Origin of the sequence: Limibacterium fermenti (genome assembly GCF_041902845.1) — a bacterium.
In the GTDB taxonomy this organism is placed as follows: Bacteria; Bacteroidota; Bacteroidia; order Bacteroidales; family Dysgonomonadaceae; genus Limibacterium; species Limibacterium fermenti.
Window position 1 is genome coordinate 940188 of sequence record NZ_CP159486.1, and the last position, 22840, is coordinate 963027.

The window sequence follows — 22840 nt, forward strand, 5'->3', positions numbered from 1 at the left end:
AACGCCGGGTCCCCACAAAACATCTAAAGGGCTCCGTTTGAGTTGCAACGATTACAAACACACTTGCGAAACTTGAACAGATTATTATTTCTCAGTATGTTGTCAATGAAAAATTTGTGAAGAAATTGGATTCGGCGGATTTATACGAAATGCGAGTATCCGTTGGACACAATGAGTATCGTACATTGTACAAGAGTGATTTTATTACATTCTTTTCTAAAAAAAGACAGCAAACAGTATCGCAAAGAAATAGCAAAAGCGCAGGAAATTTTAAATCATTATAGGGTATGAGTACAGTAAAAATAAATACGGAATTAGTGGATCGATTGCCGACGGCGAATAGTTTATTGGAGGAGAAGTACGGAGAATATGGCACACAAGCGCGTGAGGAGTTTTCCGTGAAAGCTCGCGCATGGTACTTGGGCGAAATATTAAAAGAGAAGCGCAAGGAAAAAAAATCACTCAAAATGAACTTGCGAAACGGATCGGAAAGAAACGAGAGTATATTGCATTGTTGGAAAAAGGTGAAACCGATATGCAGCTATCCACTTTTTTAAGTATATCGGATGCGTTGGGACTGCAGATTAAATTGACGGAATTATTATAGTATGGGTAACCGATTTACTTGCGATTTCGCCCTACACTTCGCTATCGGATATCCTTTCTAAAAGGATTCAACAACCGGAATTTGGATGAATGTAATAAATAGATTCCTTTTGCGTAAGAGATAATCTAATGACGTCCAAAGATAAGTTGATAGATCGGTTTAAAAGTCTTCCTAAAGATTTTACATTTGAGGAATTGGTAAAATTGTTAGGTTTATTCGGGTTTGAACAAAGCAATAAAGGGAAGACATCCGGTTCGCGTGTGCGATTTATGAATATGGATAATTTAGAATATAAAGGTTATTATGGTACTGTTGAGTACAGTAAGGCAGATAATTGTCTCTTCGGTAAAGTTCTTGGAATGACGAAAAACAGCATTACCTATGAAGGAATCACCTTAGACGAATTGAAATCTGATTTTGAGGCGGGCGTCGATAGTTATCTGGAAGGTTGTGACGAATTGGGCGTTAAGCGGGGCTATCCATCAATACTTTTATAAAGAGAATATTAGAAGAGAAAATCTATTCTAATAAATATTGAGTATAATAAAATGCTTTTTGTCCGGAGCGTAAAAAAACCTTTCAGTCAATCACAGAACTTAATAGCCCTGCCGTTCTATAGGGAGGGGTTGCCGATAGGCATTTGCATAAATGTAGCAAAATTACGAATCCTTTCGCACTCCTTTTGGCACAAAGGTTTGAAATAGTGCGAAGAATAATAGCGTAGTTGGTCGTTGAATGTAGTATTAAATATTATCGCGAATCCTCTGAAATCGGTTCTGGTAAAAGAAAAACCCGCCCCTTGTGAGCGGATTGTGAAAGTTTGAATAGTTGTCTTACCAAGATTCGAACTTGGACTAACAGGACCAGAATCTGTTGTGCTGCCATTACACCATAAGACAATTTGCGACTGCAAAAGTATAAAATTTTCCTTTGATACGGTAACTTTTTTGTATTTATTTCTTCAGGATGACGAACGCACTACCCAAATCATCGAGTAACGATGCGTAGATGGGATGGTTCCGTAGCAGGGCGCCGTTGCCGATAAGAAACAATTGCTTGCGCGCACGGGTGAGGGCGACGTTGAGCTTGCGATCGACCTTGCCGTCGTGACTGAGATTGCATAGAAAATCGAGTTGATAGGGCTTGTTGACGCAAAACGATAATAAAATGATGTCGCGCTGGCTTCCCTGAAAGCGTTCGACCGTATCGATCAGAATGTCTTCAGTGCCGGGTATGCGGGCTTCCGCCAAACGGCTTTTTATAAGGGCGATCTGATTGCGGTATGGAGCGATAATGCCTATCCGATTGCCTCGGAAAGGACGTCCGTTGGCTTCGTATACGGCTTTCAGTGAGGCCACGAGGCGGACAATCACCGATGCTTCCTGTTCGTTCATTTTGTCGGAACCGGATGTGACGGCAACTGCTTCCGTAGAAAAGAATAATCGTCGCCGGGATGCGACGGAACGTTGAAATAAATCATTCTCCGAATCGTATGCTAGCTGCCATGCTTCCGATTGCCATTCTTTTGCCGCAACGAGGGTCCCCGAATAAAAGAAACGCGACGGAAACGATGCGATGTCGTTGTGCATGCGTCCCTGCTGCGTGAGTTGGGCGTATGCCTGCGTCCAACCGTTGGTTTGGCAACGGCGCAACAACCGTTCGAAAAAGGAGTCGCGGCAATCGATGAGGCCGATATGGTTCAGTTCGGGTTCGCCGATGCGCGATGCGGCCGGTTTCTGCAATACGATGGTCGATAACTGGTTGTGATCGCCGATAAGGATGAATTTATCGAAACGCGGCAGCAGTCCGATGAGTTGCGGCTCGAGTATTTGCGAAGCTTCGTCGATAATGGCGATGTGAAAATGCTTGAGAGAGAAGAGTTCCATCCTTCCGACGATGGAAGCCAGTGTCGCTACATAGATACGGGTCGATTCGATGCGCCGGCGCAGTATTTCACGGTTCTCCGATTCTCCGGCGATTCGCTGCAACAAGCGGTGGCGGTAGGGTGGGGAGCAGGACAATTCCGTACCCACCCGTATATAGGTGTCGCAGGTACCGTCGTTACAGTCGAACGCTGCGTTGATCGCCTCGCAAAGCTCGTCGACGGCACGATTGGTATACGCCAAGACCAAGATGTTTTTTTCCGGATCGGCATAATATGTTTCGATGAGGCGGCGGGCGAAGATCGATGTCTTACCCGTGCCCGGCGGCCCGACCAACAGGAAATAATCGTTGGCGGCCAGCGCTTTGGAAAGAATGTTTTCGGGATATTCTTCCGGCGACGGTGCGGCGGGGGATACGGCTTGCGGTTTTTCGAGGCCGAGCAGTAAGTCCCGTTTTCGATGCGGCGCCCGGAGGAAGGCGAACAAGCTCTTATACATGTTCATATACGATGTGTCGAGCGTATCGTGTTCGACCGCCCACAGCCGATGGCGCGTAAAAAACGACCGGTTCTTTTGTTTGTGGCGGAACCGTACTTCGACCGATTGCGGGGTGATTTGTGCAATGTACCCTTTCAGTATTTGCGTGTTGAGCACCGTATCGTTATCGTTTTGACGAGGGTAGACGATACAAATTTCCCCTTCGCGGAAATTCACGATGCTTTGCTCGCCTTCATGGCGTTGAAAGACGATGGTCATGTGTTCCGCAACATCGTCGATGCCCTCAATCGAAAGGGGATAAAGCACGTCGAGCGCTTCGGCGCGTTCCGAGAAATCGGTGTTCCACAACACGGCTGTGCCGGTCGGCGATTCATAATCGACGTCTCCGGTTTTTTGCAGGTAAATCTCTTTCGACAGAAACCGTACAAAACGGTAAAAGTAACTTACTTCCGTTTCGGTGCATTGACGAAGTGTTTGCGAAAAACGTTCGATGCGGGCGGTAAAGAACGACGGAAGTCGTCTGCCGTTGGCGTCCGGCGACAGCATTTCGTTCATCAGGCGGTTTACCGTGCCGTTATCGCCGTGGGCAATCCGGTATTCGTTTGCTACGATGCGGTTGCGGATATCGATGATTTGTTTTTCGAGGATATGGTAAACGGCTGCAAAACGGAGATTCTCTCCTGCACGGTTTCCGGAAGAGTACAAAATGGCGGCGCTGATGTGACGGTCGTCTATTCCGTACACGCTTTGTATCATCAGCCGGTATACGGCCGTTTGCACGGCATGGTTCAGAGCAATTTTTCCGGCGTTGGAAGGCGGATAAGGAAGGCGTCCCGATTTTAATTCCACAATACCGGCATCTGTCGCTGTCGGAGGCAAATACAGGAGGTCGAGGCGTCCCTGAAACCCATACTTTTCACTAAAGAAAGACGGCTCAAGGGTACAATCCCGCGAGACGATGCCGTGGCGGGGGAAATCTTCCCGAATGACGCGCCGGATGTTTTTGAACTGTTCCCGGGCTTGTTGCATGAACCGGCGGAAATCGTCGGGCGAAGCGATGTCGGGGCAACTGGTATATTCAAAAGGCGATTGTTTGAAGGAGCGCAGGAATACTTCGTCGAAAGAAACCTTTTCCGCATCATCCGAAAAAAACAGTTCATCGAGAAAAAAGTTCGCCAGATTTCCGAGCAACAAGTACGAGCGGTTTTCTTTCTCCTCAAATTTATTCCGCAGATAATGAAAAGGCGAGACTTCATAATCCTGAAAACATTCGGCGACGGCGGAAGCGTCAACCAGATAATCGGGCTCGAAAACGATGAGCCGGGGCACCCAACATCCTTCGGCATCCATCGTGCTGTCGATAAGGTTTAGTTGTGCGCCGGCGCGGAAAATATCTTCGGCTGTTTCAACCTGCCGATCTTCACATGCCGCAGTATATCGTATGGTTATCTCACTCACGGGAAATGCTTCGGCTTTGCAAAAGAGTTGCTTTGCTTCCGTATCGACACGGAGGATTTGTACGCGCAACCGCCCTTCGGTAAGTTTTACTTCGGGCGGCGCAAAAGCCTTGTCTTGTGCCGGGCGTATTTCCCCTGCAACTATCCGGCAGAGAGTTTTCACCGCCTTCTCGGCCTGCCGGTATTCTTCTTCGGAAACGGGCCGTTGGGGCGCTTGAGGCGATGCCGTTACGCGAAGATGCTGCAATTGCCATTCCAGTTGTTTGGGAAGAGTGTATTTTTGAGCGATGAAGACCAGTCGCGAGAACAGATTGGAAAACTGTACCGCCTCATCGCGGGTTACGGCCTTGCAGAATCGTTCCATGATCCGCTTCAGAAGCCGCATTCGTTCCGGCAATTCGTTTTCGGACGTCGATAAATCCTGAATATCCCTCAGGTAATAAGATGTTGTATTCATAATCCTAATCGATTATCGCATCATTCAACGAATAGCTCGATGAGTTTCGGCAAGAAAATAAGCGCGCCTGCAACGACCGATGCAATAGCCGTAAGAAGAACGGCCGCCGCCGCCAGATCTTTGGCTTTTTTAATAGACGGATGAATACGGCCTCCGCAGGCAAAGTCCGCCAGTTTTTCTATCGCCGAATTGAGCGCTTCGGTTGCCGGCACGACGCCGAAAAGGATACAGACGGCAATCCATTCCATCCGCGAAATATGCAGCCAGAAGCCCAATACGATCACCAACGCGATAATGACTAAGTGAATCCTCGCGTTCGGCGTTTCCGAAAACAGGGTGCGTACGCCTTGGAAAGCATAGGAAAACGAGCGGATACGTTCTTTAAAATACAAAAACCTTTTCATCAGTCTCGTCAAGAATATCTTTTATAAGATCTATTTTTTGTATGTCTACATCAATAGTCTTCATCATTATTACCTTATTAATTGATTGATGCAAAGTTAGGATTTTCTCTGAAAATGAGAAATAATTAATAACTTGCGAAGCCCTATCAAGCAAGTAAACCACAAGTTATCTTGGATACGACTCCAATGCAAAGTACGGTTCCGGTTTGCTCGTAATGAAATACTTGGTTCCAATGAGACCTTATAGAAGATTATCATTGTTTAAAGCATCCGGGCTTGATGAGGCTTTTATTTATTCACAAGTTAAAACTATGGCAAAGAAAGCGAAAAAAATCAAGACAGGCAAGGGATTGAAATTGGAAATCGTGAATCCCAATTCGGCGGGTATCGATGTTTCTTCCACCGAAATGCAAGTATGTGTCCCGGAAGACCGGGATGGGGAAAACAACCGCCGCTTCGGCACGTTTACGCAAGATTTACACCTTATATCGGATTGGCTTAAAGCCTGTGGCATTGAAACCGTCGCCATGGAATCCACGGGGGTGTATTGGGTCCAACTCTACATGATACTGGAATCGGAGGGATTTGACGTGTTGCTGGTCAACGCCAAGGCCATCAAAAATATCAGCGAGAAGAAGACCGACCGGGTAGATGCCGAAACCATCATGGTCTTGCATAGTTACGGGCTTCTGAGAGCCAGTTTCCAACCCCAGAACCATGCCCGGCGCATCCGCAATGTATCGCGCCACCGTGACGGGTTGTTGAAAGCTTCTTCGCGGGAAGTGCTCCACATGCAAAAGGCCATGGAATTGATGAACATCAAATTGGGCAATGTCATCAGCGATATTTTGGGAAAATCGGGACAGGAGATTATTCGCGCCATTCTGGCCGGGGAACGCGATGCCCGAAAACTATCGGCTTTGGCCGATCCCCGATGCAAATCTCCCAAAGAAACCATCGCCAAATCCCTGCAGGCCAATTGGGACGAAGACCTGCTGTTCATGCTCAAACAAAGCTATGAACTGTATGTATATTACCAAAACCTGATGAAGGATTGTGACAAGCAGATAGAGGGCATCCTGCAGGAGTATCTCAAAGACGTTAAGCCCGAAGAAACTTCCAAGCCGGAGCAAAGGGCGAAAAAAGCAAAAGCTCAAAAGAATGCCGTCACGATAGATATCGAAAAGCACGCGATCCGATTATGGGGTGTCAACGCGATGCGCATACCGGGTGTCAGTGAAGCGGCCCTGTTGCGGTTGGCCGGTGAGCTGGGACACGATTTTACCGATAAGTTTGACTCATACAAACAGTTTTGTTGTTGGTGTAACCTCACACCCAACAACAAAATATCGGGAGGAAAACTCCAGTCCAGCAAAATTCCAAAGCGCAAGAATCCTGTTGGACAAATCCTGCGTTCTTCGGCAAACTCCCTGAAAACAAGTAAAACGCCCTTAGGATATTACTTCCGGCGTATACAGGCAAAAAGCGGTTACTTGCCGGCTATTATCGCTACTGCGAACAAATTGGGAAGAATACTCTATACAATGGTTAAATACAAGGTCGAGTTTGATGACTCTTTTACCCAAACCAGCGAAACCGAGATACTTAGAAGAAAATTGATTAAGACCCAAAGAACCCTCGAAAAACTTCAAAATCAAATCAAAGAATGCGGATGAAATGGTTTGTTATATAGAAGATAAATTTTTTCTCAATGATTGAGAAATGAATCGGTGTATTTAACCGGGATACTTTATCCTCTCCTCTATCGTTGCAAAGATGCAAAACCAATCCTCCGGGAGGTTTTCCCTTCATGAGCATGGTGAATTTGTAAAAGCCTGAAGGGGTAAAACCCAATCGTTTGGGCACAGCTTTCATAATTATCCGGCTGTCGGTTGATGACGTTTGTAGCCATACGCAGCAGGCGATGTTTTCCTTCCGGTGGAAGAAACTTTTCTCCGAATCTTCTGTAGGATTCATGATGTAAAAGTTGCGGGAAATAATATATGTGCCTTGTTAGTATTTTTTCTTGAATCTACTGCGAAGCTTATGAAAGTATCCTTCCAAAGGGCCTATGTAAATCATTTTCCATAATCGGTAATATATCTTGGGCCTGAGTTCATCTTTTGCCGTGAGCAGGCTTTTGAGTTTCTTTTTCATCACGCAGAGAAATTCCTTACCTTCTTTTTTATCGGCTAGTAATTGCCCGTTCCTGAATGTTGATAAACAAGTATTGAGAATTCCTGATATGATTTCTCGATGCTCTTCCGCATTGTAGATATGATGTTTACGGATAAATTCGAGTCGGTCATAATCGGCAAGGAAAACATGATAGTCTTTTGTAAAACTCCAGTCATGAGAGATACTTCCTTGACGTTGAACATAGTGGTAAAATGGGTGATCTATGTGGGCGACGGTTTGGCAAAGATTAACTACTTTATAGATAAGAGCATGATCTTCATAGAAATATCCTTCCGGAAACATGAGGGTATCAAATAACTCTCTTTTGAAAAGTTTAGAACAGAACGAATTATCGACTTTATCTCTGAAAATATCCTTAAGAACTTCCAAGGCAGGCATTACCCTAATTTTTCCCGTATTGGAAACCGGTGCAAACAAAGTACCGTTTTCATATTCATACCTCAAATTGCAAAAGACCATTTCGACATTCTTCGCTTGAAGAGTGTACAGCAGATATTCATACATGTCCGGATCTATATAATCATCACTGTCGATAAATCCAAAGTAAGGCGAACGGGCAATTTTCATTCCTTCATTGCGAGCAATAGAAGGCCCACCTACATTTAAGTGCAATACTTTAATACGGGGTTCAATCCGGGCGTATTCGTCGCATATTTCCGCAGATCCGTCTGAAGATAAATTTTCTACGAGAATGATTTCGATATCTATCAGCGTTTGATTACGGATGGAATCAATACATCTTTTCAGATATCCTGCTGTATTATGTACAGGAACGATGACACTTATTATACTCATAAATGATATGTATGTAGAAATAATTTATCTCGCAAGGATGTTTTAGGAATTACTATTATAGACCTTTTATCAATATCGATTTTTTATTTCTTTGAAAGCCGATAAATAAGCTTTACCATATTTTAGGTCCGGTTCCATATAATTGCCTTCCCCCCATTCATTCCACGATTTTATAAAACATATCTTGTGTCCCTTTTTATGGGCCAGTTGAGAAAATACTTGTTCGACATGTTCTTTGAAAAGCTGTGGAGTAGATTGGTCAATTACAATGCCGTCTTTTTGGCTTCTTGGCGTATGGTCCCAGTTGGGAATAATAGTTGGAAAAACATCGGGATAATTATCCTCTTCGATGTTAAAATATTTCATAGCTTCTTTATATTTAACAATGATAGGAGTATGTCTCCACTTTCTAATCTTTTTGATAATCTTTCTTTCAAAAAAATTACGATGATAAAGGAATTCGAGAATATGTACGGGATTTACAGCATCAAAGCCCTTATTTAATATCTGTTCCCTGAATTTTTCGGGGCTCCTGTATTGTCCGATAAAGTAAATACCATCCAAACCGTTTTGAACAGCGAGTTCCTGCCATTTTTTTATAAAGTTGGCTACCTCGGGAAAGTCTAAAGGTTTATAGATCATAAAGGCCGGCTTATTATCTATCTTTATATATCGCTTGTCTTTAAAAGCTTCTAATAGTGCATAGAAATGGTCTTCATATTCTTTACTATCTCCGTACGTTTGCTCCATTAACATCTCTTTGCTGATGAATGATCCTTCCATTTTCCAGAATTTAGAATGCCAGCTTTCATTTGCCCAGCAAAGCATAAAGGGGAAATCGGGGGAGCCGGATTGGAGGACTTCGTTAAAAGGTCTTTCCAATAATTGTCTACCGTGTCCGAACCAATAATGATAATAGCAAAACCCATCTATACCATGTTCCTTTGCCATACGCGCCTGTTCAAGTCGTACCTCCGGTACTCGTAAATCGTAATAACCTAAGTCTCCCGGTACTTTAGGTTGGTCATGTCCTTTAAACAATGGTTTTGCTTTTCCTACGTTTGTCCATTCGGTGAATCCCTTTCCCCACCATTCATCGTTTTCGTTAATAGGATGGTATTGAGGAAGGTATAGCGCAATAGCCTTTATAGTAGTTTCATCTTTCATTTCAATCTATTTTGTACCAGTTGTTTTAATCTCCAACATTAATGTCCGCAAAATTACAATTAATTATTAATATCAAAAAAATATAGTACTTTTGCTTTCAAAATTGATATTTGTCATCAGTGAAAAAACATGCGAGTTAATATGATCGCTATTGTTATGGAAAAAATTTGTTTTGTTGTTTGTCAGTATGGTGATGACGTGAATGGAGGAGCTGAAGTGCATTGCAAGATGCTGGCCGAACGTTTGTCTTCTTACTATAAAGTGGATATTATTACTACGAAAATTATAAATTACCATACATTTGAAGAATACTACACAACTTCTCATGAAATAATCAATGATATCAATGTCTTTAGGTTTTCAACGATGCCTTTTGATGCCGAACTTCATAATCAGTGGAGAAAACGGACAAAATGGCCTCGGAAATTTCGTAGAACCTTGTTCAGGGTAGGGCTTTTAAGGCCGATAGCAAAAATTTTTCCGATTTGGAATTTCGGAGTCGGAAAAGAGATTGAGATGGTAAAAACCCATGGGTTTTATTCTGCCGATTTACTTACTTACTTGCGAGATCATAAGGACGATTATAAAGCCATCATCTTTATGACATATTATTGGTCTCATACTATATTCGGTTCAATGATTGCTCCGGAGAAAAGTATTCTCATCCCTACGGCACATAATGAAAGCGATCTTTTCCGGCCAATTCAGACACACGTGTTCACCAAAGTGAAACATATCGCTTTCAATACAGAGGAAGAACAAAAATTGGCTGAAAATATCTTCGGCAGTAAGATGTCCGACCATTCAATCGTGGCCGTCGGAGTGGAAATGAATGCCGATATACCTTCTAAAGAAGAATTGTATGAAAAGTTCAGTCTTCCCGAAATGTATATCCTTTATTTTGGTAGAATATCTCACTCAAAAAACGTAGATACATTAATTGCTTGGTTTATCGATTATAAACGGAAATATCCGAGCGAACTGAAATTGGTTTTGACCGGAAGGCTTTTTCAGGATAAAATAGATCATCCGGATGTTATGTATACAGGCTTTGTAACGGAGGGCGAAAAGTTGGGATTGATCAAACATGCCAAGTTAGTCGTAAATCCTTCCAAACATGAAAGCTTGTCTTTATTACTTTTAGAAGCCATGAAGTTAGGAAAAACGGTACTTGTCAACGGGCGGTCGGAAGTGATGAAAGCGCATTGTATAAAAAGCGGCTTTGCAGCGGATTATTATCTGTCAAAGAGAGATTTTGAAAATAAAATGCAGCAATACGTTTTCGGAGATAAGGCGATAAACGGCGATAACGACAAGGCAATAGCGTATGTAACTCAGTATTATGATTGGGATGTCATCATTAACCGATTAAAAAATATTATTTCATGTATGTAAAACCCACCATAGCTTTATTGATTTCGACCTATAATTGGCCTGAAGCGTTAACACTTTGTTTGGAAAGTGGCCTCCGTCAAACCGTACTCCCTAATGAATTTATCATCGCCGATGATGGATCGGGGCCGGAAACAAAATCTGTTGTGGATCGCTTTCGCGACGAAACAACCGAGCAGTTCGTACATGTCTGGCATGAAGACAAGGGATTCCGACTGTGCCATATCCGGAACAAGGCTATTGCGCAAGCCAAATCGGATTATATTATCCAAATCGACGGCGATGTTATCCTTGACAAAGACTTCATAAAAGATCATGTCGCTTTGCGAAAAGATAATCGTTTTGTAATTGGAAGCCGTGCGATGCTCAATAAAGAATTTTCCGAAAGGCTTTTGGCCTCTCAAACATTGTCAAGTGCTGAAGAGTTTAGGCGAAATGCAAAGAATAAAATGAATGCTAAAAGAATCCCATGGCTGACGCCGTTATTTTCCTCCCGTTATAAAAATAGGGGAAAGTATACATACTATGCCAAAGGATGCAATATGGCTTTTTGGAGAAAGTCAATCATTGAAATAAACGGTTATAATGAAGATATAGAGGGGTGGGGAGCAGAAGACTCCGAACTCATCGCTCGATTAATGATGCTGGGAGAAAAAAAACTCTTCTTAAAATTTGCAGGAATTCAGTATCATATTTGGCATAAATTTGCTTCGAGAGATCGAGAAGAGACCAATGATGCTATTTTAGAAAATACGATTGCATCGCAATCTTTCAGGACTGTTAACGGGATCGATAAATATTTGTAATGTATATGTTTGCATCGGTTATTATCAGCACCTATAATTCCCCCGAATGGCTGGAGAAAGTTTTGATCGGGTATGCCGTTCAATCCAATCCGGATATCGAGATTGTCATAGCGGACGATGGTTCGGAAGAAGCAACGAAAGAGGTAATCGATCGGTATAAAAGCCAGTTTCGTTCACTCAAGCATGTATGGCATGAAGACATGGGTTTCCGAAAATGCGAGATTTTAAATAAAGCGATCTTGGCATCCACCACCGATTATCTAATCTTCACTGATGGAGATTGCATCCCTCGAAAAGATTTTGTACAGGCGCATATTGATCACCGTAAGGAAAATTGTTTTCTTTCGGGAGGATATTTTAAGCTTCCCATGAGTATTTCACAACTTATCAATCCTGAAGATATTATTCGACAAAACTGTTTTTCTCTACGTTGGCTTAAAGATCGAGGACTGGCACATTCTTTTAAAAACAATAAATTGAGCAAAAACAATATGTGGGTTGATCTGCTGAACAGGATAACGACTACTAATCCGACGTGGAACGGGCATAATGCGTCTGGTTGGAAAAAAGATATTGTAGCGGTAAACGGATTCGACGAGCGGATGAAATATGGTGGTGAGGATAGGGAGTTGGGAGAACGACTGGAAAACACCGGAATAAAGGGCTTACAAATAAGATATAAGGCGATTTGTATTCATCTCGATCATAGTCGCGGCTATGCCAACGAAAAAGATTGGAAGATCAATAATCAAATCCGTCAAGAAACAAAACAGAATCGTGCAAAAAGGACATCCTTTGGGATTGTCAAAAGCTAAGGATACTTCAATTTTTGCAGTAACGCTTTTATTCGGGAATATGCGGATGCGAATTATACTTAGGAGGAGGACTATAGACGCTGATCTTTTCTGTTTATTAGGAAAATTCATAGATAATGTAAAATAGACCTCGCTATTTCTTTCCCTTTGTAACTATTCTTCGATTTTTGCAATGACTTTCTCGTATGGTAGTCCATACATGCAGGCGTAGTCGCCCCGATAGCAGGCCTTTTTGCCGGATACGGAGCAGGGGCGGCAGTATAAGTCTATTTGCAGGGCATCATCCATGGACTGCTTCCATCCCATAAATCCGGCATAAGGATGGGTGGCTCCCCATAACGAAATGACTCGCGTCCCCACGAGGGATGCCAAATGCATGTTGCCCGAATCCATGGAAATCATGACATCCAAATAGGACATTAACGCTAATTCTTCATCCATTGTTAGTTTTCCCACTACCGATACGAGGGCGGGATATTTCCTTACCCATTGTTCCACGGTTTTTTTTTCTTCGGCTCCTCCGCCAAAAAGGAAAACCTTTGTGTCGTCTTGCCGGGCCAAATGTGCCAATACTTTTTCTTGCAACTCCAACGGATAAATCTTACCCTTGTGACGGGCAAACGGGGCAACACCGATCCATCTTTTTGTTTTGCCTTCGGCTATTTCCGGAATGGGGGGGAGCGGAGGCTGATTATCTTCAAAAATGGATGAAAAAGAATATTCGAAAGAATAGCCTAAGGTTTCCAAGACTTCCTTATAACGTGTAAAAGTCGATTTGAGCGGGATGTAAATTTTATTTTTTTTTCGAGTCAGTTTTTCTTTCTCACGATATCCTTTATGCATGCGTACCGTCCGTATGCCGCTCCATCGAAAGCGAAAATCAAGATAATAGGTGCGCAAAACCGAATGAAAGTCCGCGATCATATCGAATTGCTCCGCCTTTAGAGTCTTGTATAATCGGTTTAGGCCTTTGAGCCCTTTATATTCTTTTTTCAGATCGACGCCGATGAACCGTACGTTTGCGGGCATATAACGGAATATGGGGGCAAACGACGTACGGCTCAAGACCGATATTTGGTGTTGAGGATATTGTTTTGCGAAAGAATGGACGACCGGAACGGTCATGGCCACATCTCCCAAAGCGGAAAGCCGTATGATCAATATTCGGGACATATACGAGCAAGTGAAGCCTGTACGGATGTTATTTTTTATTTTTACCGTATAATACAGGGTTGAGCGAAGGGTCGTTATACATTTTCATCTGTCGATAAACCTTCATGTATTTCCGGCCTTGGGCAATGTCGTCCAGAAGCCGGTCGATGGCTGCCGAAAGATCGACTCGTTGCTCCATCAGAACATTTAGTTTTTGCCGGCAGGAAATCAGATGCTGCTGATCGGTATCCATCCGGTTCACCTCTTCGCGCATGTGATAGATTTTAATCGCCAATATCGATAACCGGTCGATGGCCCATGCCGGACTTTCGGTATTGATGACCGCGTCATTTGCCGGAACAATAAGTTGAAAGTGGTGCAAAAAGTAGTTGTCGATTTTCTCAACCAAATCGGTACGTTCCTGATTCGATCGATCGATCCACCTTTTAATTTCCAATGCTTCTTTGGGGAGTATGTCCGGGTCACGGATAATATCTTCCAAATGCCACTGCACTACATCAATCCAATTCTTTTCATACAAGAAATACTCAATGGTGTCCGGCTCATAAGGGTTTTCCATCTGAGCGGATACGGAGTTTTTTAAATGATACGCTTCTGTTGCCTCGTCAAAAATAGCATTTGCTTTTGCACTAAAACTTTTCATGTTCAGTTGGTTTAGTTGGTGCAAAGATAAATAAGTTTTTGGTAGCGGAAAAATTTTCCCTACTTTTGTCGTCACATAGTCTGTTATCTTCATGAAGTTATCATATTCAATCTTATATTTTGATGAATAAAATTGTCTCAAAGGTCGTTTTTTCAGATCGGGTCGTAAGCTTCGAGATCGAAGCTCCTCTTATCGCTAAGAGCCGAAAGGCCGGGCATTTTGTCATTGTACGTGTCGGTAAAAAAGGCGAACGGGTGCCGTATACCATCGCTTCATCGGATCTAAAAAAGGGAACCATTACGCTGGTCATTCAGCGGGTGGGTAAATCGTCGCAAAAGATATGCGATTTAGAGGTAGGGGATTCCATAACCGATATGGTCGGTCCCTTGGGACAGGCCACGCATCTGGAAAAGTTCGGAACGGTACTGTGTGCCGGAGGCGGAGTAGGAGTCGCGCCCATGTTGCCGATTATTGAAGCGATGAAAAAAGCCGGTAATAGGGTCGTGAGTGTGTTGGCCGCCCGTACTAAAGAGTTGATTATCCTCGAAGAACAGGTCCGCACTTTTTCGGATGAGGTGATTGTGATGACCGATGACGGCTCGTATGGCGAAAAGGGATTGATTACGACCGGAATCGAACAAGTTATCCAAAGAGAACCGGTGGATCAGTGTGTGACCATCGGGCCGGCCATTATGATGAAGTTTGCTGCTCAGATGACTAAAAAGTATAACGTGCCGACAATCGCTTCGCTCAATACGATTATGGTAGATGGTACCGGAATGTGCGGGGCTTGCAGGGTTACGGTGGGCGGAAAAACACGTTTCGTATGTGTGGACGGCCCCGAGTTTGATGCGCATCAAGTCGATTTCGACGAGATGATGATGCGGTTAAAAGCGTATAATTGAGATTCGAGATTGGAAATTGGATTGGAGCCTGATAATTATTGAATCTTGAAATGAAAGAAATGGAATATTTACAGATAGGACGCAATCAGCCCTGGCGCGAATCGCTGCGGAAGAACATGAAGAATAAAGAACGGCTGCAATTGGCGCGCACTAAAATGCCGGAACGCGATCCGGACGTCCGTAGCCGGAATTATCAGGAAGTTAATTTGGGGTTGACTTACGAGCAGGCGCTGGCTGAGTCCCATCGCTGTCTGGATTGTGTCAATCCTACGTGTATTTCGGGGTGTCCGGTGGGTATCAACATTCCCAAGTTTATAAAGAACATCGAACGCGGAGAGATACTGGAGGCGGCAAAAACACTGAAAGAAACCAGTGTGCTTCCCGCTGTGTGCGGGCGGGTATGCCCCCAGGAACGTCAATGCGAAAGCCAATGTTTTTATACTCAGAAATTGAAGAAAGAACCGTTGGCCATCGGTTATCTCGAACGTTTTGCCGCGGATTACGAACGTGAAAGCGGCGAGGTATCCCTACCCGAGGTGGCGCCTTCGAATGGACTGAAAGTGGCTGTTGTGGGATCGGGTCCTGCGGGGCTCGCTTTTGCGGCCGATATGGTGAAAGCCGGGTATCGGGTTACGGTTTTCGAAGCGCTACATGAATTGGGAGGCGTGCTTCGCTATGGAATACCGGAGTTCCGGTTGCCTAATGATATTGTGGAAGTGGAGATTGAAAGCCTTCGAAAAATGGGTGTGGAGTTTGTGACGAATTGTATCGTCGGGAAGACTATTTCGCAAGAAGATCTCCGGGAAGAAAAATTTAAGGGCCTTTTTATAGGAAGTGGTGCCGGATTGCCCAACTTTATGAATATCCCGGGGGAGAATCTCATCGGTGTGATGTCTTGTAATGAGTATCTTACCCGTGTAAATCTCATGCAGGCGATTGATCCCGAAAGCGACACCCCCGTATATAAAGGAAAAAAAGTCGCTGTTATCGGCGGAGGAAATACCGCTATGGATGCCGTGCGTACGGCTCGCCGTTTGGGAGCCGAAACGGCGATGATCGTGTATCGGCGGTCGGAGCAGGAGATGCCGGCGCGTCTTGAAGAAATAAAGCATGCCAAAGAAGAAGGGGTTGTTTTTCTTACATTGCATAATCCCCTCCGTTATGAAGGCGATGAACGGGGACGTGTACAACGGATGCTGCTTCAGCGGATGGAACTTGGACAACCCGACGGGTCGGGGCGTTGTCGTCCGGTACCCGTGGAAGGCGATACGGCCTGGATAGAGGTCGATGAAGTGATCGTCAGCGTGGGAGTATCACCCAATCCGTTGATACCGCAATCGTTCTCGGGGTTGGAGGTTACTCCCCGGGGAACGGTGGTGGTGAATGCCGAAACGATGCAGACGGGCGAAGAATCTATCTTTGCCGGGGGCGATATCGTACGAGGCGGAGCCACCGTCATTCTTGCCATGGGCGACGGCCGGAAAGCAGCGAAAACAATGGATGATTTTTTAAAGATAAAAGCATGACCCTCTTTATCCTTTTATTTTCCATTTTTTCCCGCAACGGAAGCAGGTGTAAGTCTTTTTATAAAAAGGGAATATTGCACCGATGACAAAATACGGAAGGAAAGTAAGCCATGAAGGCCTTTTTCTTACTCCGATATTATCGGATAAGCAGAAAGGGCAATGTGTCGTGTCTTTTATCTGTCGTTTGTTGAATGCATAGACGTTTTCTATTGGCCCTTCTGTTTCTTCAATTATTTTTTGAGCCCGTTGGGTATCCTTTTCCCATATTTGAAGCTTGACTCCTCCGATTGCGTTCGAATAGAAGTTGTAAACCTGGACGGTTTTCTCGTCTTTCAAGAATGTTGGGATTCCCTCATCCTCCAACTTCGTTTGGAGGATGTACGCTTCGTGCGGGTAGGTGAATGTTTTAATGGTTACTAATCGTTCCATAATCGAGAGATTCTTAAAAAAACAAAGATACTAAAAAAACAATGGTGTCGCTTATATAAAAAAGGATGATGAATAGAAATGGGGAACGCGGAGAAAAAAGGAGGAAGAATTTATTTTATTTCAACAATTATTTCTATCTTTGCAGCCTGAAACAATAAAATGAACAGTAACTCACTAACAATAACTTATAAATAAAGAATTAATAGGGGGTTGTAGGCGAGTCGAAGAATGGCTATTTTACAAAGAAAATTATTATAAACAATAAAATAAAATATGATCATTGTACAACTAAAAGAAGGCGAAAATATAGAAAGAGCTTTAAAGAAATTCAAACGTAAATATGAAAAAACCGGTGTTGTAAGAGAACTCCGCAGCCGTCAATCATTTACCAAACCATCGGTTGTCAATAGGAAAAACAGACAACGTGCCGCTTACGTGCAGAAGCTAAAAGAAAACGAAGACTAATTTCTTTTTTTAAACAAAAAACCGTATCTTCGTAATCCGTTGCTATTGTTGCTATCGGATTACGTTATGTGGATAGATAAATTTATACAGTATCTCCGTATTGAGAAGAATTATTCTCCTCATACGGTGATTTCTTATTTAAATGATCTTACACAGTTTGAACACTTCATTATCGAAAAATGTGGAGTGTTCGATCCCGTGCAGATTGACGCCGATTTGATTCGTATTTGGATTGCCCAATTAATGGAGGCGAATCTTACGGCTCGAACGGCCAACCGTAAATTGAGTGCCGTAAAATCTTTTTATACCTATTTAAAGAAAAAATCGGTGGTCGCACATAATCCCGCGGAGATGATCACGGGCCCAAAAGTAAACAAAAAGTTACCTGTATTTGTCAAGAATGCCGATATGCAGCATCTCTTGGATGACGAGCTCAATTGGTCGGATAGTTTTAAGGATCAAAGAGACCGTTTTATCATTGAACTTTTGTACGTTAGCGGAATGCGTTGCGCCGAGCTCATCGCATTGAAAGATTCCGATATTGATTTTACAAATTGTACGGTTCGGGTAACCGGAAAAAGGAACAAACAGCGCATCATCCCTTTTTCGGATACGACACGACTAAAAATGTCTGATTATATTCGTGTAAGAAATCGGGAAATCGAGAACAAAGGTCCTTTCCTGTTTGTTAAGCAAAACGGAGGCCCGTTGTATCCTTCACTGGTATATAATATCGTTCACCGACGCTTAAACAGCATTCCGACATTGTCTAAAAAGAGCCCTCATGTGCTCCGTCATTCGTTTGCGACCGAAATGCTGAACAACGGTGCCGAAATTAATGCCGTAAAGGAATTGCTCGGTCATTCCAGTCTGGCTTCTACGGAGGTTTATACGCACGTAAGTTTTGAAGAATTGAAAAAAGTGTATAACATTGCTCATCCACGAGCTAAAAAATGAAGGAGGTAAATTTATGAAACTGAGAATTCAATCAATCAATTTTGACGCCACGGAACAATTGAAAGCATTTATTGAGAAAAAGATCAAAAAGCTGGAACGTTTTAGTGATGAAATCATTCAGACAGAAGTAAGCCTGAAAGTAATTAAACCGGATACCGCAAAGAACAAAGAAGCGCTTGTTAAAATGAATTTGCGGCATAGCGAAGCGGTCGCTACCAAAACGGCCGACACCTTCGAAGAGGCCATTGATCTGTGCGCTTTTGCAATAGAAAAACAAATCCTTAAAACAAAAGAGAAAAAGGATCATATATCTCCCAAAAAAATCGTTTAAAAAATTTGGCAATCAAAAAAATATCATTACCTTTGCGACCGTTTCTCTCTTATCTGGAGGAGAGGAACGGTTAATTATAAGACTATAAGCCTCTTTAGCTCAGTTGGCCAGAGCACGTGATTTGTAATCTCGGGGTCGTTGGTTCGAATCCGACAAGAGGCTCTCCGGTTCAAAAGGGATTGATCGGGTTTTTAATACGGGGGCAGTTACCAGAGTGGCCAAATGGGGCTGACTGTAACTCAGCTGGCTTACGCCTTCGGTGGTTCGAATCCATCACTGCCCACAAAGGAATTAGCAAATTTGCATATTAACTAATTTGCTAATTAAATTCGCGGAAGTAGCTCAGTTGATAGAGCATTAGCCTTCCAAGCTGAGGGTCGCGGGTTTGAGTCCCGTCTTCCGCTCTCTCGCCTATGTAGCTCAGGGGTAGAGCACTTCCTTGGTAAGGAAGAGGTCGCGGGTTCAATTCCCGCCATCGGCTCGACAATGCAATGGTAGAATGTAGGATAGAGGGAAGATAATAGTTATAGTAAATAAGAATACAACATTTTAATTAAACGAATTAATAGAACATTTTATGGCAAAAGAACATTTTAACCGAACGAAACCGCATGTGAACATCGGTACAATCGGTCACGTTGACCACGGTAAAACGACTTTAACGGCTGCTATCACTACTGTATTGGCTAAAAAAGGTCTTTCGGAAGTGAAATCATTCGATTCTATCGATAATGCGCCGGAAGAAAAAGAAAGGGGTATTACAATTAATACTTCACACGTTGAATATGAAACGGAAAATCGTCACTACGCACACGTTGACTGTCCGGGTCACGCTGACTATGTGAAAAACATGGTTACAGGCGCGGCTCAAATGGACGGAGCGATCATTGTGGTTGCTGCTACTGACGGTCCTATGCCTCAGACACGCGAGCACATTCTTTTAGCTCGTCAGGTGAATGTTCCCAAGCTGGTTGTGTTTATGAATAAATGCGACTTGGTGGATGATGAAGAGATGTTGGAACTCGTAGAGATGGAAATGAGAGAACTTCTGTCATTCTATGATTTCGACGGTGATAATACTCCTGTCATTCGCGGTTCTGCATTGGGCGCTTTGAACGGCGATCCCAAATGGGAAGAACAAGTACTGGCGTTGATGAAGGCTGTTGACGAATGGATTCCGCTGTCTCCGCGTGATATCGACAAACCTTTCTTGATGCCTGTTGAAGACGTATTCTCGATCACGGGTCGTGGAACGGTTGCTACAGGACGTATCGAAGCCGGTATTGTTAAGACAGGCGATGAAGTCCAAATCATCGGTTTGGGATCGGAAGGTAAAAAATCGGTTATTACCGGTGTGGAAATGTTCCGTAAGATTCTTGATGAAGGACAAGCCGGTGACAACGTAGGTTTGTTATTGCGAGGCATCGATAAGGATGAAATCAAGCGCGGTATGGTTATTACGCATCCGGGCACCGTAAAACCTCACTCTAAATTTAAAGCAGAGGTGTATATCTTGAAAAAAGAAGAAGGTGGCCGTCATACTCCGTTCCACAATCATTATCGTCCTCAATTCTATATCCGTACATTGGATGTTACCGGCGAAATTCAATTGCCCGAAGGCGTTGAAATGGTAATGCCCGGTGATAATGTTACCATCGAAGTGGATTTGATCTATCCGGTAGCATGTCACGTAGGACTTCGTTTCGCTATCCGCGAAGGAGGACGTACGGTAGGTGCGGGTCAGATTACGGAATTGGTAGACTAATTTTATATAGTCACATTATACAATACACTTAGAGGGAGGTGTGTTTTAACCGCCTCCTGACTAAGTGGTATACGGGTCTAGCTCAGTTTGGTAGAGCACTGGTCTCCAAAACCAGGTGTCGGGAGTTCGAGTCTCTCGACCCGTGCATAAAACGATCCGAATTAAATGAAAAAAATTGTTGCATATATCAAGGATGCTTATAACGAATTGGTTTATAAAGTCTCCTGGCCATCCAAAGAGGAACTGACAAGCAGTACGATAATTGTTATGATTGCTTCCCTTATCATTGCCGTAATAGTGTTTGTGATGGACTCTTTGTTTGAGTGGATATTGAAATTTTTCTATGGTATCTTATAACTTACTGAACAAAAGGAAACATGACTGAAGATGGAAAAAAATGGTACGTTCTGCGTGCTGTTAGCGGAAAAGAGAATAAAGTCAAAGAATACCTTGAGTCAGAAATTAAAAAGACCGATTTAGGAAAGTATATTTCTCAAGTTCTTATCCCGACCGAAAAAACTTATTCTGTACGAAACGGAAAGAAAGTGCTCAAAGAACGCGCTTACCTTCCGGGTTATGTATTGATTGAAGCTCATCTGACGGGAGAAGTTATTCATGATCTTAAAAACATCAATTACGTAGCCGGTTTTCTGCCCAACACCAATAATCCTCAACCTCTCAGAGAGAGTGAGGTGAAACGTATTTTAGGTACGATGGACGAATTGGAAGAAGCCGGGAGCGAAATGGATGTAAAATACTATGTCGGAGAGAACGTGAAAGTGATTAGCGGTCCTTTCAGCAGTTTTTCGGGTGTAGTGGAGGAAGTGAACGATGAGAGGAAGAAACTCAAAGTGATGGTAAAAATTTTCGGACGTAAACAACTCTTGGAGTTGGGATATATGCAAGTAGAGAAAGAATAATCAGATTTGGTTACGCAGATTCTGTAGATTCTTCTATGTGTTTCGAAAACCGTAATTAATTAAAATCAAAAAAATGGCTAAAGAAGTTGCTGGACAACTAAAATTACAAATCAAAGGAGGGGCTGCGAATCCATCTCCCCCGGTAGGCCCTGCATTGGGTTCCAAAGGGATCAATATTATGGAGTTTTGCAAGCAGTTCAATGCCAGAACTCAAGACAAAGCCGGAAAAGTATTGCCAGTGGTCATTACGTATTATGCCGACAAGTCTTTTGATTTTATTGTTAAAACACCGCCGGTTGCAATTCAATTACTGGAAGCCTCTAAACAAAAAAGTGGTTCGGCCGAGCCTAATCGTAAAAAAGTAGCAGAAGTGACTTGGGAACAAGTACAAACGATAGCTCAGGAAAAAATGCCGGACTTAAACTGCTTCACACTTGAATCTGCAATGCACATGGTTGCCGGAACGGCTCGAAGCATGGGTATCACAGTTAAGGGGGAATTTCCCGGAGAGGTTACTAACTAAAACTTCAATTGAGACATGAGTAAACTGACAAAAAATCAAAAATTGGCTGTAAGCAAGATTGAAGAGGGGAAAGCCTATTCACTGAAAGAAGCATCGGAAGTGGTGAAAGAAATTACCACCACAAAATTCGATGCATCGGTTGATATCGATGTACGCCTCGGCATAGATCCGCGTAAAGCGAACCAAATGGTAAGAGGTGTTGTGTCTCTTCCACATGGAACGGGGAAACAAGTAAGAGTTCTTGTGTTGTGTTCTCCAGAAGCTGAATCCGCTGCTAAAGAAGCGGGAGCAGACTATGTAGGACTCGATGAATATATCGAAAAAATTAAAGGAGGTTGGACGGATGTGGATGTGATTATTACACAGCCGCAGATTATGGGTAAAATCGGTGCTTTGGGGCGTATATTAGGTCCTCGAGGTTTAATGCCGAATCCCAAAAGCGGAACGGTAACTCCCGATGTAGCAAAAGCTGTAAAGGAGGTTAAGCAAGGTAAGATCGACTTTAAGGTAGATAAAGCAGGTATTATTCACACTTCTATTGGAAAAGCATCTTTTACGACGGAACAGATTAGAGAAAACGCGAAAGAGTTTATCTCAACGTTGATCAAATTAAAACCGACAGCGGCAAAAGGTACTTATATTAAAAGCATTTATCTTTCCAGTACGATGAGTCCGGGTATTAAAGTGGACTCTAAATCAATAGAAGAAATCTAATCAAAAAAG

24 protein-coding genes and 6 tRNA genes are annotated in these 22840 nt (G+C 43.2%); 21 read left to right on the top strand and 9 right to left on the bottom strand.

Features of this window, described 5'->3' with window-relative positions:
- The first annotated feature begins 412 nt into the window (after positions 1-412).
- Positions 413-607 (top strand): helix-turn-helix domain-containing protein, encoded by a 195-nt coding sequence (locus ABNK31_RS04235; protein ID WP_418894481.1) that lies wholly within the window; start codon positions 413-415, stop codon positions 605-607.
- A gap of 128 nt (positions 608-735) precedes the next feature.
- Entirely contained in the window at positions 736-1104 is a 369-nt protein-coding gene (locus ABNK31_RS04240) for a hypothetical protein (protein WP_418894482.1), read from the top strand.
- 331 nt (positions 1105-1435) lie between these two features.
- Here ABNK31_RS04240 and ABNK31_RS04245 read toward each other — a convergent pair.
- The 3 genes from ABNK31_RS04245 to ABNK31_RS04255 all read right to left on the bottom strand — a co-directional run bounded on the left by ABNK31_RS04245 (position 1436) and on the right by ABNK31_RS04255 (position 5306).
- A tRNA-Gln gene (locus tag ABNK31_RS04245) sits at positions 1436-1506 on the bottom strand.
- 54 nt (positions 1507-1560) lie between these two features.
- Complete coding sequence (locus ABNK31_RS04250) at positions 1561-4902, bottom strand: DEAD/DEAH box helicase (RefSeq protein WP_418894483.1); 3342 nt, start codon at positions 4900-4902, stop codon at positions 1561-1563.
- Between the two features lie 20 nt (positions 4903-4922).
- On the bottom strand, positions 4923-5306 hold the full coding sequence (locus ABNK31_RS04255; RefSeq protein WP_418894484.1) for a diacylglycerol kinase family protein: 384 nt from the start codon (positions 5304-5306) through the stop codon (positions 4923-4925).
- Positions 5307-5617: 311 nt separating this feature from the next.
- On the opposite strand from ABNK31_RS04255, the gene ABNK31_RS04260 reads away from it, so the two are divergent.
- Positions 5618-6982, top strand: coding sequence for an IS110 family transposase (locus tag ABNK31_RS04260; RefSeq protein WP_418892603.1), 1365 nt, complete (start codon positions 5618-5620; stop codon positions 6980-6982).
- On the opposite strand, the gene ABNK31_RS04265 is transcribed toward ABNK31_RS04260, so the two are convergent.
- The 3 genes from ABNK31_RS04265 to ABNK31_RS04275 form a co-directional block, all read right to left on the bottom strand.
- On the bottom strand, positions 6966-7283 hold the full coding sequence (locus ABNK31_RS04265) for a hypothetical protein (protein ID WP_418894485.1): 318 nt from the start codon (positions 7281-7283) through the stop codon (positions 6966-6968). The two genes, ABNK31_RS04260 and ABNK31_RS04265, sit on opposite strands and share 17 nt — an antisense overlap.
- A gap of 36 nt (positions 7284-7319) precedes the next feature.
- Positions 7320-8300: a glycosyltransferase family 2 protein gene (locus ABNK31_RS04270; RefSeq protein ID WP_418894486.1), complete on the bottom strand. Its 981-nt coding sequence runs from the start codon at positions 8298-8300 to the stop codon at positions 7320-7322.
- Positions 8301-8369: 69 nt separating this feature from the next.
- Positions 8370-9467, bottom strand: coding sequence for a glycoside hydrolase family 99-like domain-containing protein (locus ABNK31_RS04275; protein WP_418894487.1), 1098 nt, complete (start codon positions 9465-9467; stop codon positions 8370-8372).
- A 156-nt stretch (positions 9468-9623) separates the two neighbouring features.
- On the opposite strand from ABNK31_RS04275, the gene ABNK31_RS04280 reads away from it, so the two are divergent.
- Genes ABNK31_RS04280 through ABNK31_RS04290 form a run of 3 tightly spaced genes read left to right on the top strand, consistent with a single transcriptional unit; the run spans position 9624 to position 12480 of the window.
- Positions 9624-10862 carry a glycosyltransferase gene (locus tag ABNK31_RS04280; RefSeq protein WP_418894488.1) on the top strand — a complete coding sequence of 413 codons (1239 nt, stop codon included), beginning with the start codon at positions 9624-9626 and terminating at the stop codon, positions 10860-10862.
- Positions 10853-11665, top strand: coding sequence for a glycosyltransferase family 2 protein (locus ABNK31_RS04285; protein ID WP_418894489.1), 813 nt, complete (start codon positions 10853-10855; stop codon positions 11663-11665). Before ABNK31_RS04280 ends, ABNK31_RS04285 begins: the two co-directional genes overlap by 10 nt.
- A complete protein-coding gene (locus tag ABNK31_RS04290) occupies positions 11665-12480 on the top strand; it encodes a glycosyltransferase family 2 protein (protein WP_418894490.1) in 816 nt (271 codons plus the stop codon). Before ABNK31_RS04285 ends, ABNK31_RS04290 begins: the two co-directional genes overlap by 1 nt.
- A 153-nt stretch (positions 12481-12633) precedes the next feature.
- On the opposite strand, the gene ABNK31_RS04295 is transcribed toward ABNK31_RS04290, so the two are convergent.
- Both ABNK31_RS04295 and ABNK31_RS04300 read right to left on the bottom strand, forming a co-directional pair.
- A complete protein-coding gene (locus ABNK31_RS04295; RefSeq protein ID WP_418894491.1) occupies positions 12634-13653 on the bottom strand; it encodes a glycosyltransferase family 9 protein in 1020 nt (339 codons plus the stop codon).
- 28 nt (positions 13654-13681) lie between these two features.
- Positions 13682-14296 carry a DUF4254 domain-containing protein gene (locus ABNK31_RS04300; RefSeq protein ID WP_418894492.1) on the bottom strand — a complete coding sequence of 205 codons (615 nt, stop codon included), beginning with the start codon at positions 14294-14296 and terminating at the stop codon, positions 13682-13684.
- 122 nt (positions 14297-14418) lie between these two features.
- Here ABNK31_RS04300 and ABNK31_RS04305 point away from each other — a divergent pair, with 122 nt between their 5' ends.
- Both ABNK31_RS04305 and gltA read left to right on the top strand, forming a co-directional pair.
- Positions 14419-15201, top strand: a complete 783-nt coding sequence (locus ABNK31_RS04305; protein ID WP_418894493.1) for a sulfide/dihydroorotate dehydrogenase-like FAD/NAD-binding protein — start codon at positions 14419-14421, stop codon at positions 15199-15201.
- Between the two features lie 50 nt (positions 15202-15251).
- Positions 15252-16727 carry an NADPH-dependent glutamate synthase gene (gltA, locus tag ABNK31_RS04310; RefSeq protein ID WP_418894494.1) on the top strand — a complete coding sequence of 492 codons (1476 nt, stop codon included), beginning with the start codon at positions 15252-15254 and terminating at the stop codon, positions 16725-16727.
- Positions 16728-16733: 6 nt separating this feature from the next.
- Here gltA and ABNK31_RS04315 read toward each other — a convergent pair whose 3' ends face one another.
- Positions 16734-17156 carry a DUF2007 domain-containing protein gene (locus ABNK31_RS04315; RefSeq protein WP_418894495.1) on the bottom strand — a complete coding sequence of 141 codons (423 nt, stop codon included), beginning with the start codon at positions 17154-17156 and terminating at the stop codon, positions 16734-16736.
- Positions 17157-17429: 273 nt separating this feature from the next.
- Here ABNK31_RS04315 and rpsU point away from each other — a divergent pair, with 273 nt between their 5' ends.
- The 13 genes from rpsU to rplA all read left to right on the top strand — a co-directional run bounded on the left by rpsU (position 17430) and on the right by rplA (position 22831).
- Positions 17430-17621, top strand: coding sequence for a 30S ribosomal protein S21 (gene rpsU / locus ABNK31_RS04320; protein ID WP_418894496.1), 192 nt, complete (start codon positions 17430-17432; stop codon positions 17619-17621).
- A gap of 66 nt (positions 17622-17687) precedes the next feature.
- Positions 17688-18578, top strand: a complete 891-nt coding sequence (xerA, locus tag ABNK31_RS04325; RefSeq protein ID WP_418894497.1) for a site-specific tyrosine recombinase/integron integrase — start codon at positions 17688-17690, stop codon at positions 18576-18578.
- A gap of 13 nt (positions 18579-18591) precedes the next feature.
- Complete coding sequence (gene hpf / locus ABNK31_RS04330; protein WP_418894498.1) at positions 18592-18909, top strand: ribosome hibernation-promoting factor, HPF/YfiA family; 318 nt, start codon at positions 18592-18594, stop codon at positions 18907-18909.
- Between the two features lie 88 nt (positions 18910-18997).
- Positions 18998-19071, top strand: a tRNA-Thr gene (locus tag ABNK31_RS04335).
- Positions 19072-19109: 38 nt separating this feature from the next.
- Positions 19110-19192, top strand: a tRNA-Tyr gene (locus tag ABNK31_RS04340).
- Between the two features lie 48 nt (positions 19193-19240).
- Positions 19241-19313: transfer RNA gene (locus ABNK31_RS04345), tRNA-Gly, on the top strand.
- A 5-nt stretch (positions 19314-19318) separates the two neighbouring features.
- Positions 19319-19390, top strand: a tRNA-Thr gene (locus ABNK31_RS04350).
- 96 nt (positions 19391-19486) lie between these two features.
- A complete protein-coding gene (gene tuf / locus ABNK31_RS04355) occupies positions 19487-20674 on the top strand; it encodes an elongation factor Tu (RefSeq protein WP_418894499.1) in 1188 nt (395 codons plus the stop codon).
- A 71-nt stretch (positions 20675-20745) separates the two neighbouring features.
- Positions 20746-20819 (top strand) — tRNA-Trp (locus ABNK31_RS04360).
- A gap of 20 nt (positions 20820-20839) precedes the next feature.
- Entirely contained in the window at positions 20840-21031 is a 192-nt protein-coding gene (secE, locus tag ABNK31_RS04365) for a preprotein translocase subunit SecE (RefSeq protein WP_418894500.1), read from the top strand.
- Between the two features lie 20 nt (positions 21032-21051).
- A complete protein-coding gene (gene nusG, locus ABNK31_RS04370; protein ID WP_418894501.1) occupies positions 21052-21594 on the top strand; it encodes a transcription termination/antitermination protein NusG in 543 nt (180 codons plus the stop codon).
- Between the two features lie 73 nt (positions 21595-21667).
- Positions 21668-22117 (top strand): 50S ribosomal protein L11, encoded by a 450-nt coding sequence (gene rplK, locus ABNK31_RS04375; protein WP_418894502.1) that lies wholly within the window; start codon positions 21668-21670, stop codon positions 22115-22117.
- Positions 22118-22132: 15 nt separating this feature from the next.
- Positions 22133-22831, top strand: a complete 699-nt coding sequence (rplA, locus tag ABNK31_RS04380; RefSeq protein ID WP_418894503.1) for a 50S ribosomal protein L1 — start codon at positions 22133-22135, stop codon at positions 22829-22831.
- Positions 22832-22840 lie beyond the last annotated feature (9 nt).

Coding starts and splice junctions, on each gene's coding strand:
- ABNK31_RS04235 (WP_418894481.1), top strand. CDS start 413: ATGGTACTTGGGCGAAATATTAAAAGAGAAGCGCAAGGAAAAAAAATC.
- ABNK31_RS04240 (WP_418894482.1), top strand. CDS start 736: ATGACGTCCAAAGATAAGTTGATAGATCGGTTTAAAAGTCTTCCTAAA.
- ABNK31_RS04250 (WP_418894483.1), bottom strand. CDS start 4,902: ATGAATACAACATCTTATTACCTGAGGGATATTCAGGATTTATCGACG.
- ABNK31_RS04255 (WP_418894484.1), bottom strand. CDS start 5,306: ATGAAAAGGTTTTTGTATTTTAAAGAACGTATCCGCTCGTTTTCCTAT.
- ABNK31_RS04260 (WP_418892603.1), top strand. CDS start 5,618: ATGGCAAAGAAAGCGAAAAAAATCAAGACAGGCAAGGGATTGAAATTG.
- ABNK31_RS04265 (WP_418894485.1), bottom strand. CDS start 7,283: ATGAATCCTACAGAAGATTCGGAGAAAAGTTTCTTCCACCGGAAGGAA.
- ABNK31_RS04270 (WP_418894486.1), bottom strand. CDS start 8,300: ATGAGTATAATAAGTGTCATCGTTCCTGTACATAATACAGCAGGATAT.
- ABNK31_RS04275 (WP_418894487.1), bottom strand. CDS start 9,467: ATGAAAGATGAAACTACTATAAAGGCTATTGCGCTATACCTTCCTCAA.
- ABNK31_RS04280 (WP_418894488.1), top strand. CDS start 9,624: ATGGAAAAAATTTGTTTTGTTGTTTGTCAGTATGGTGATGACGTGAAT.
- ABNK31_RS04285 (WP_418894489.1), top strand. CDS start 10,853: ATGTATGTAAAACCCACCATAGCTTTATTGATTTCGACCTATAATTGG.
- ABNK31_RS04290 (WP_418894490.1), top strand. CDS start 11,665: ATGTATATGTTTGCATCGGTTATTATCAGCACCTATAATTCCCCCGAA.
- ABNK31_RS04295 (WP_418894491.1), bottom strand. CDS start 13,653: ATGTCCCGAATATTGATCATACGGCTTTCCGCTTTGGGAGATGTGGCC.
- ABNK31_RS04300 (WP_418894492.1), bottom strand. CDS start 14,296: ATGAAAAGTTTTAGTGCAAAAGCAAATGCTATTTTTGACGAGGCAACA.
- ABNK31_RS04305 (WP_418894493.1), top strand. CDS start 14,419: ATGAATAAAATTGTCTCAAAGGTCGTTTTTTCAGATCGGGTCGTAAGC.
- gltA (WP_418894494.1), top strand. CDS start 15,252: ATGAAAGAAATGGAATATTTACAGATAGGACGCAATCAGCCCTGGCGC.
- ABNK31_RS04315 (WP_418894495.1), bottom strand. CDS start 17,156: ATGGAACGATTAGTAACCATTAAAACATTCACCTACCCGCACGAAGCG.
- rpsU (WP_418894496.1), top strand. CDS start 17,430: ATGATCATTGTACAACTAAAAGAAGGCGAAAATATAGAAAGAGCTTTA.
- xerA (WP_418894497.1), top strand. CDS start 17,688: ATGTGGATAGATAAATTTATACAGTATCTCCGTATTGAGAAGAATTAT.
- hpf (WP_418894498.1), top strand. CDS start 18,592: ATGAAACTGAGAATTCAATCAATCAATTTTGACGCCACGGAACAATTG.
- tuf (WP_418894499.1), top strand. CDS start 19,487: ATGGCAAAAGAACATTTTAACCGAACGAAACCGCATGTGAACATCGGT.
- secE (WP_418894500.1), top strand. CDS start 20,840: ATGAAAAAAATTGTTGCATATATCAAGGATGCTTATAACGAATTGGTT.
- nusG (WP_418894501.1), top strand. CDS start 21,052: ATGACTGAAGATGGAAAAAAATGGTACGTTCTGCGTGCTGTTAGCGGA.
- rplK (WP_418894502.1), top strand. CDS start 21,668: ATGGCTAAAGAAGTTGCTGGACAACTAAAATTACAAATCAAAGGAGGG.
- rplA (WP_418894503.1), top strand. CDS start 22,133: ATGAGTAAACTGACAAAAAATCAAAAATTGGCTGTAAGCAAGATTGAA.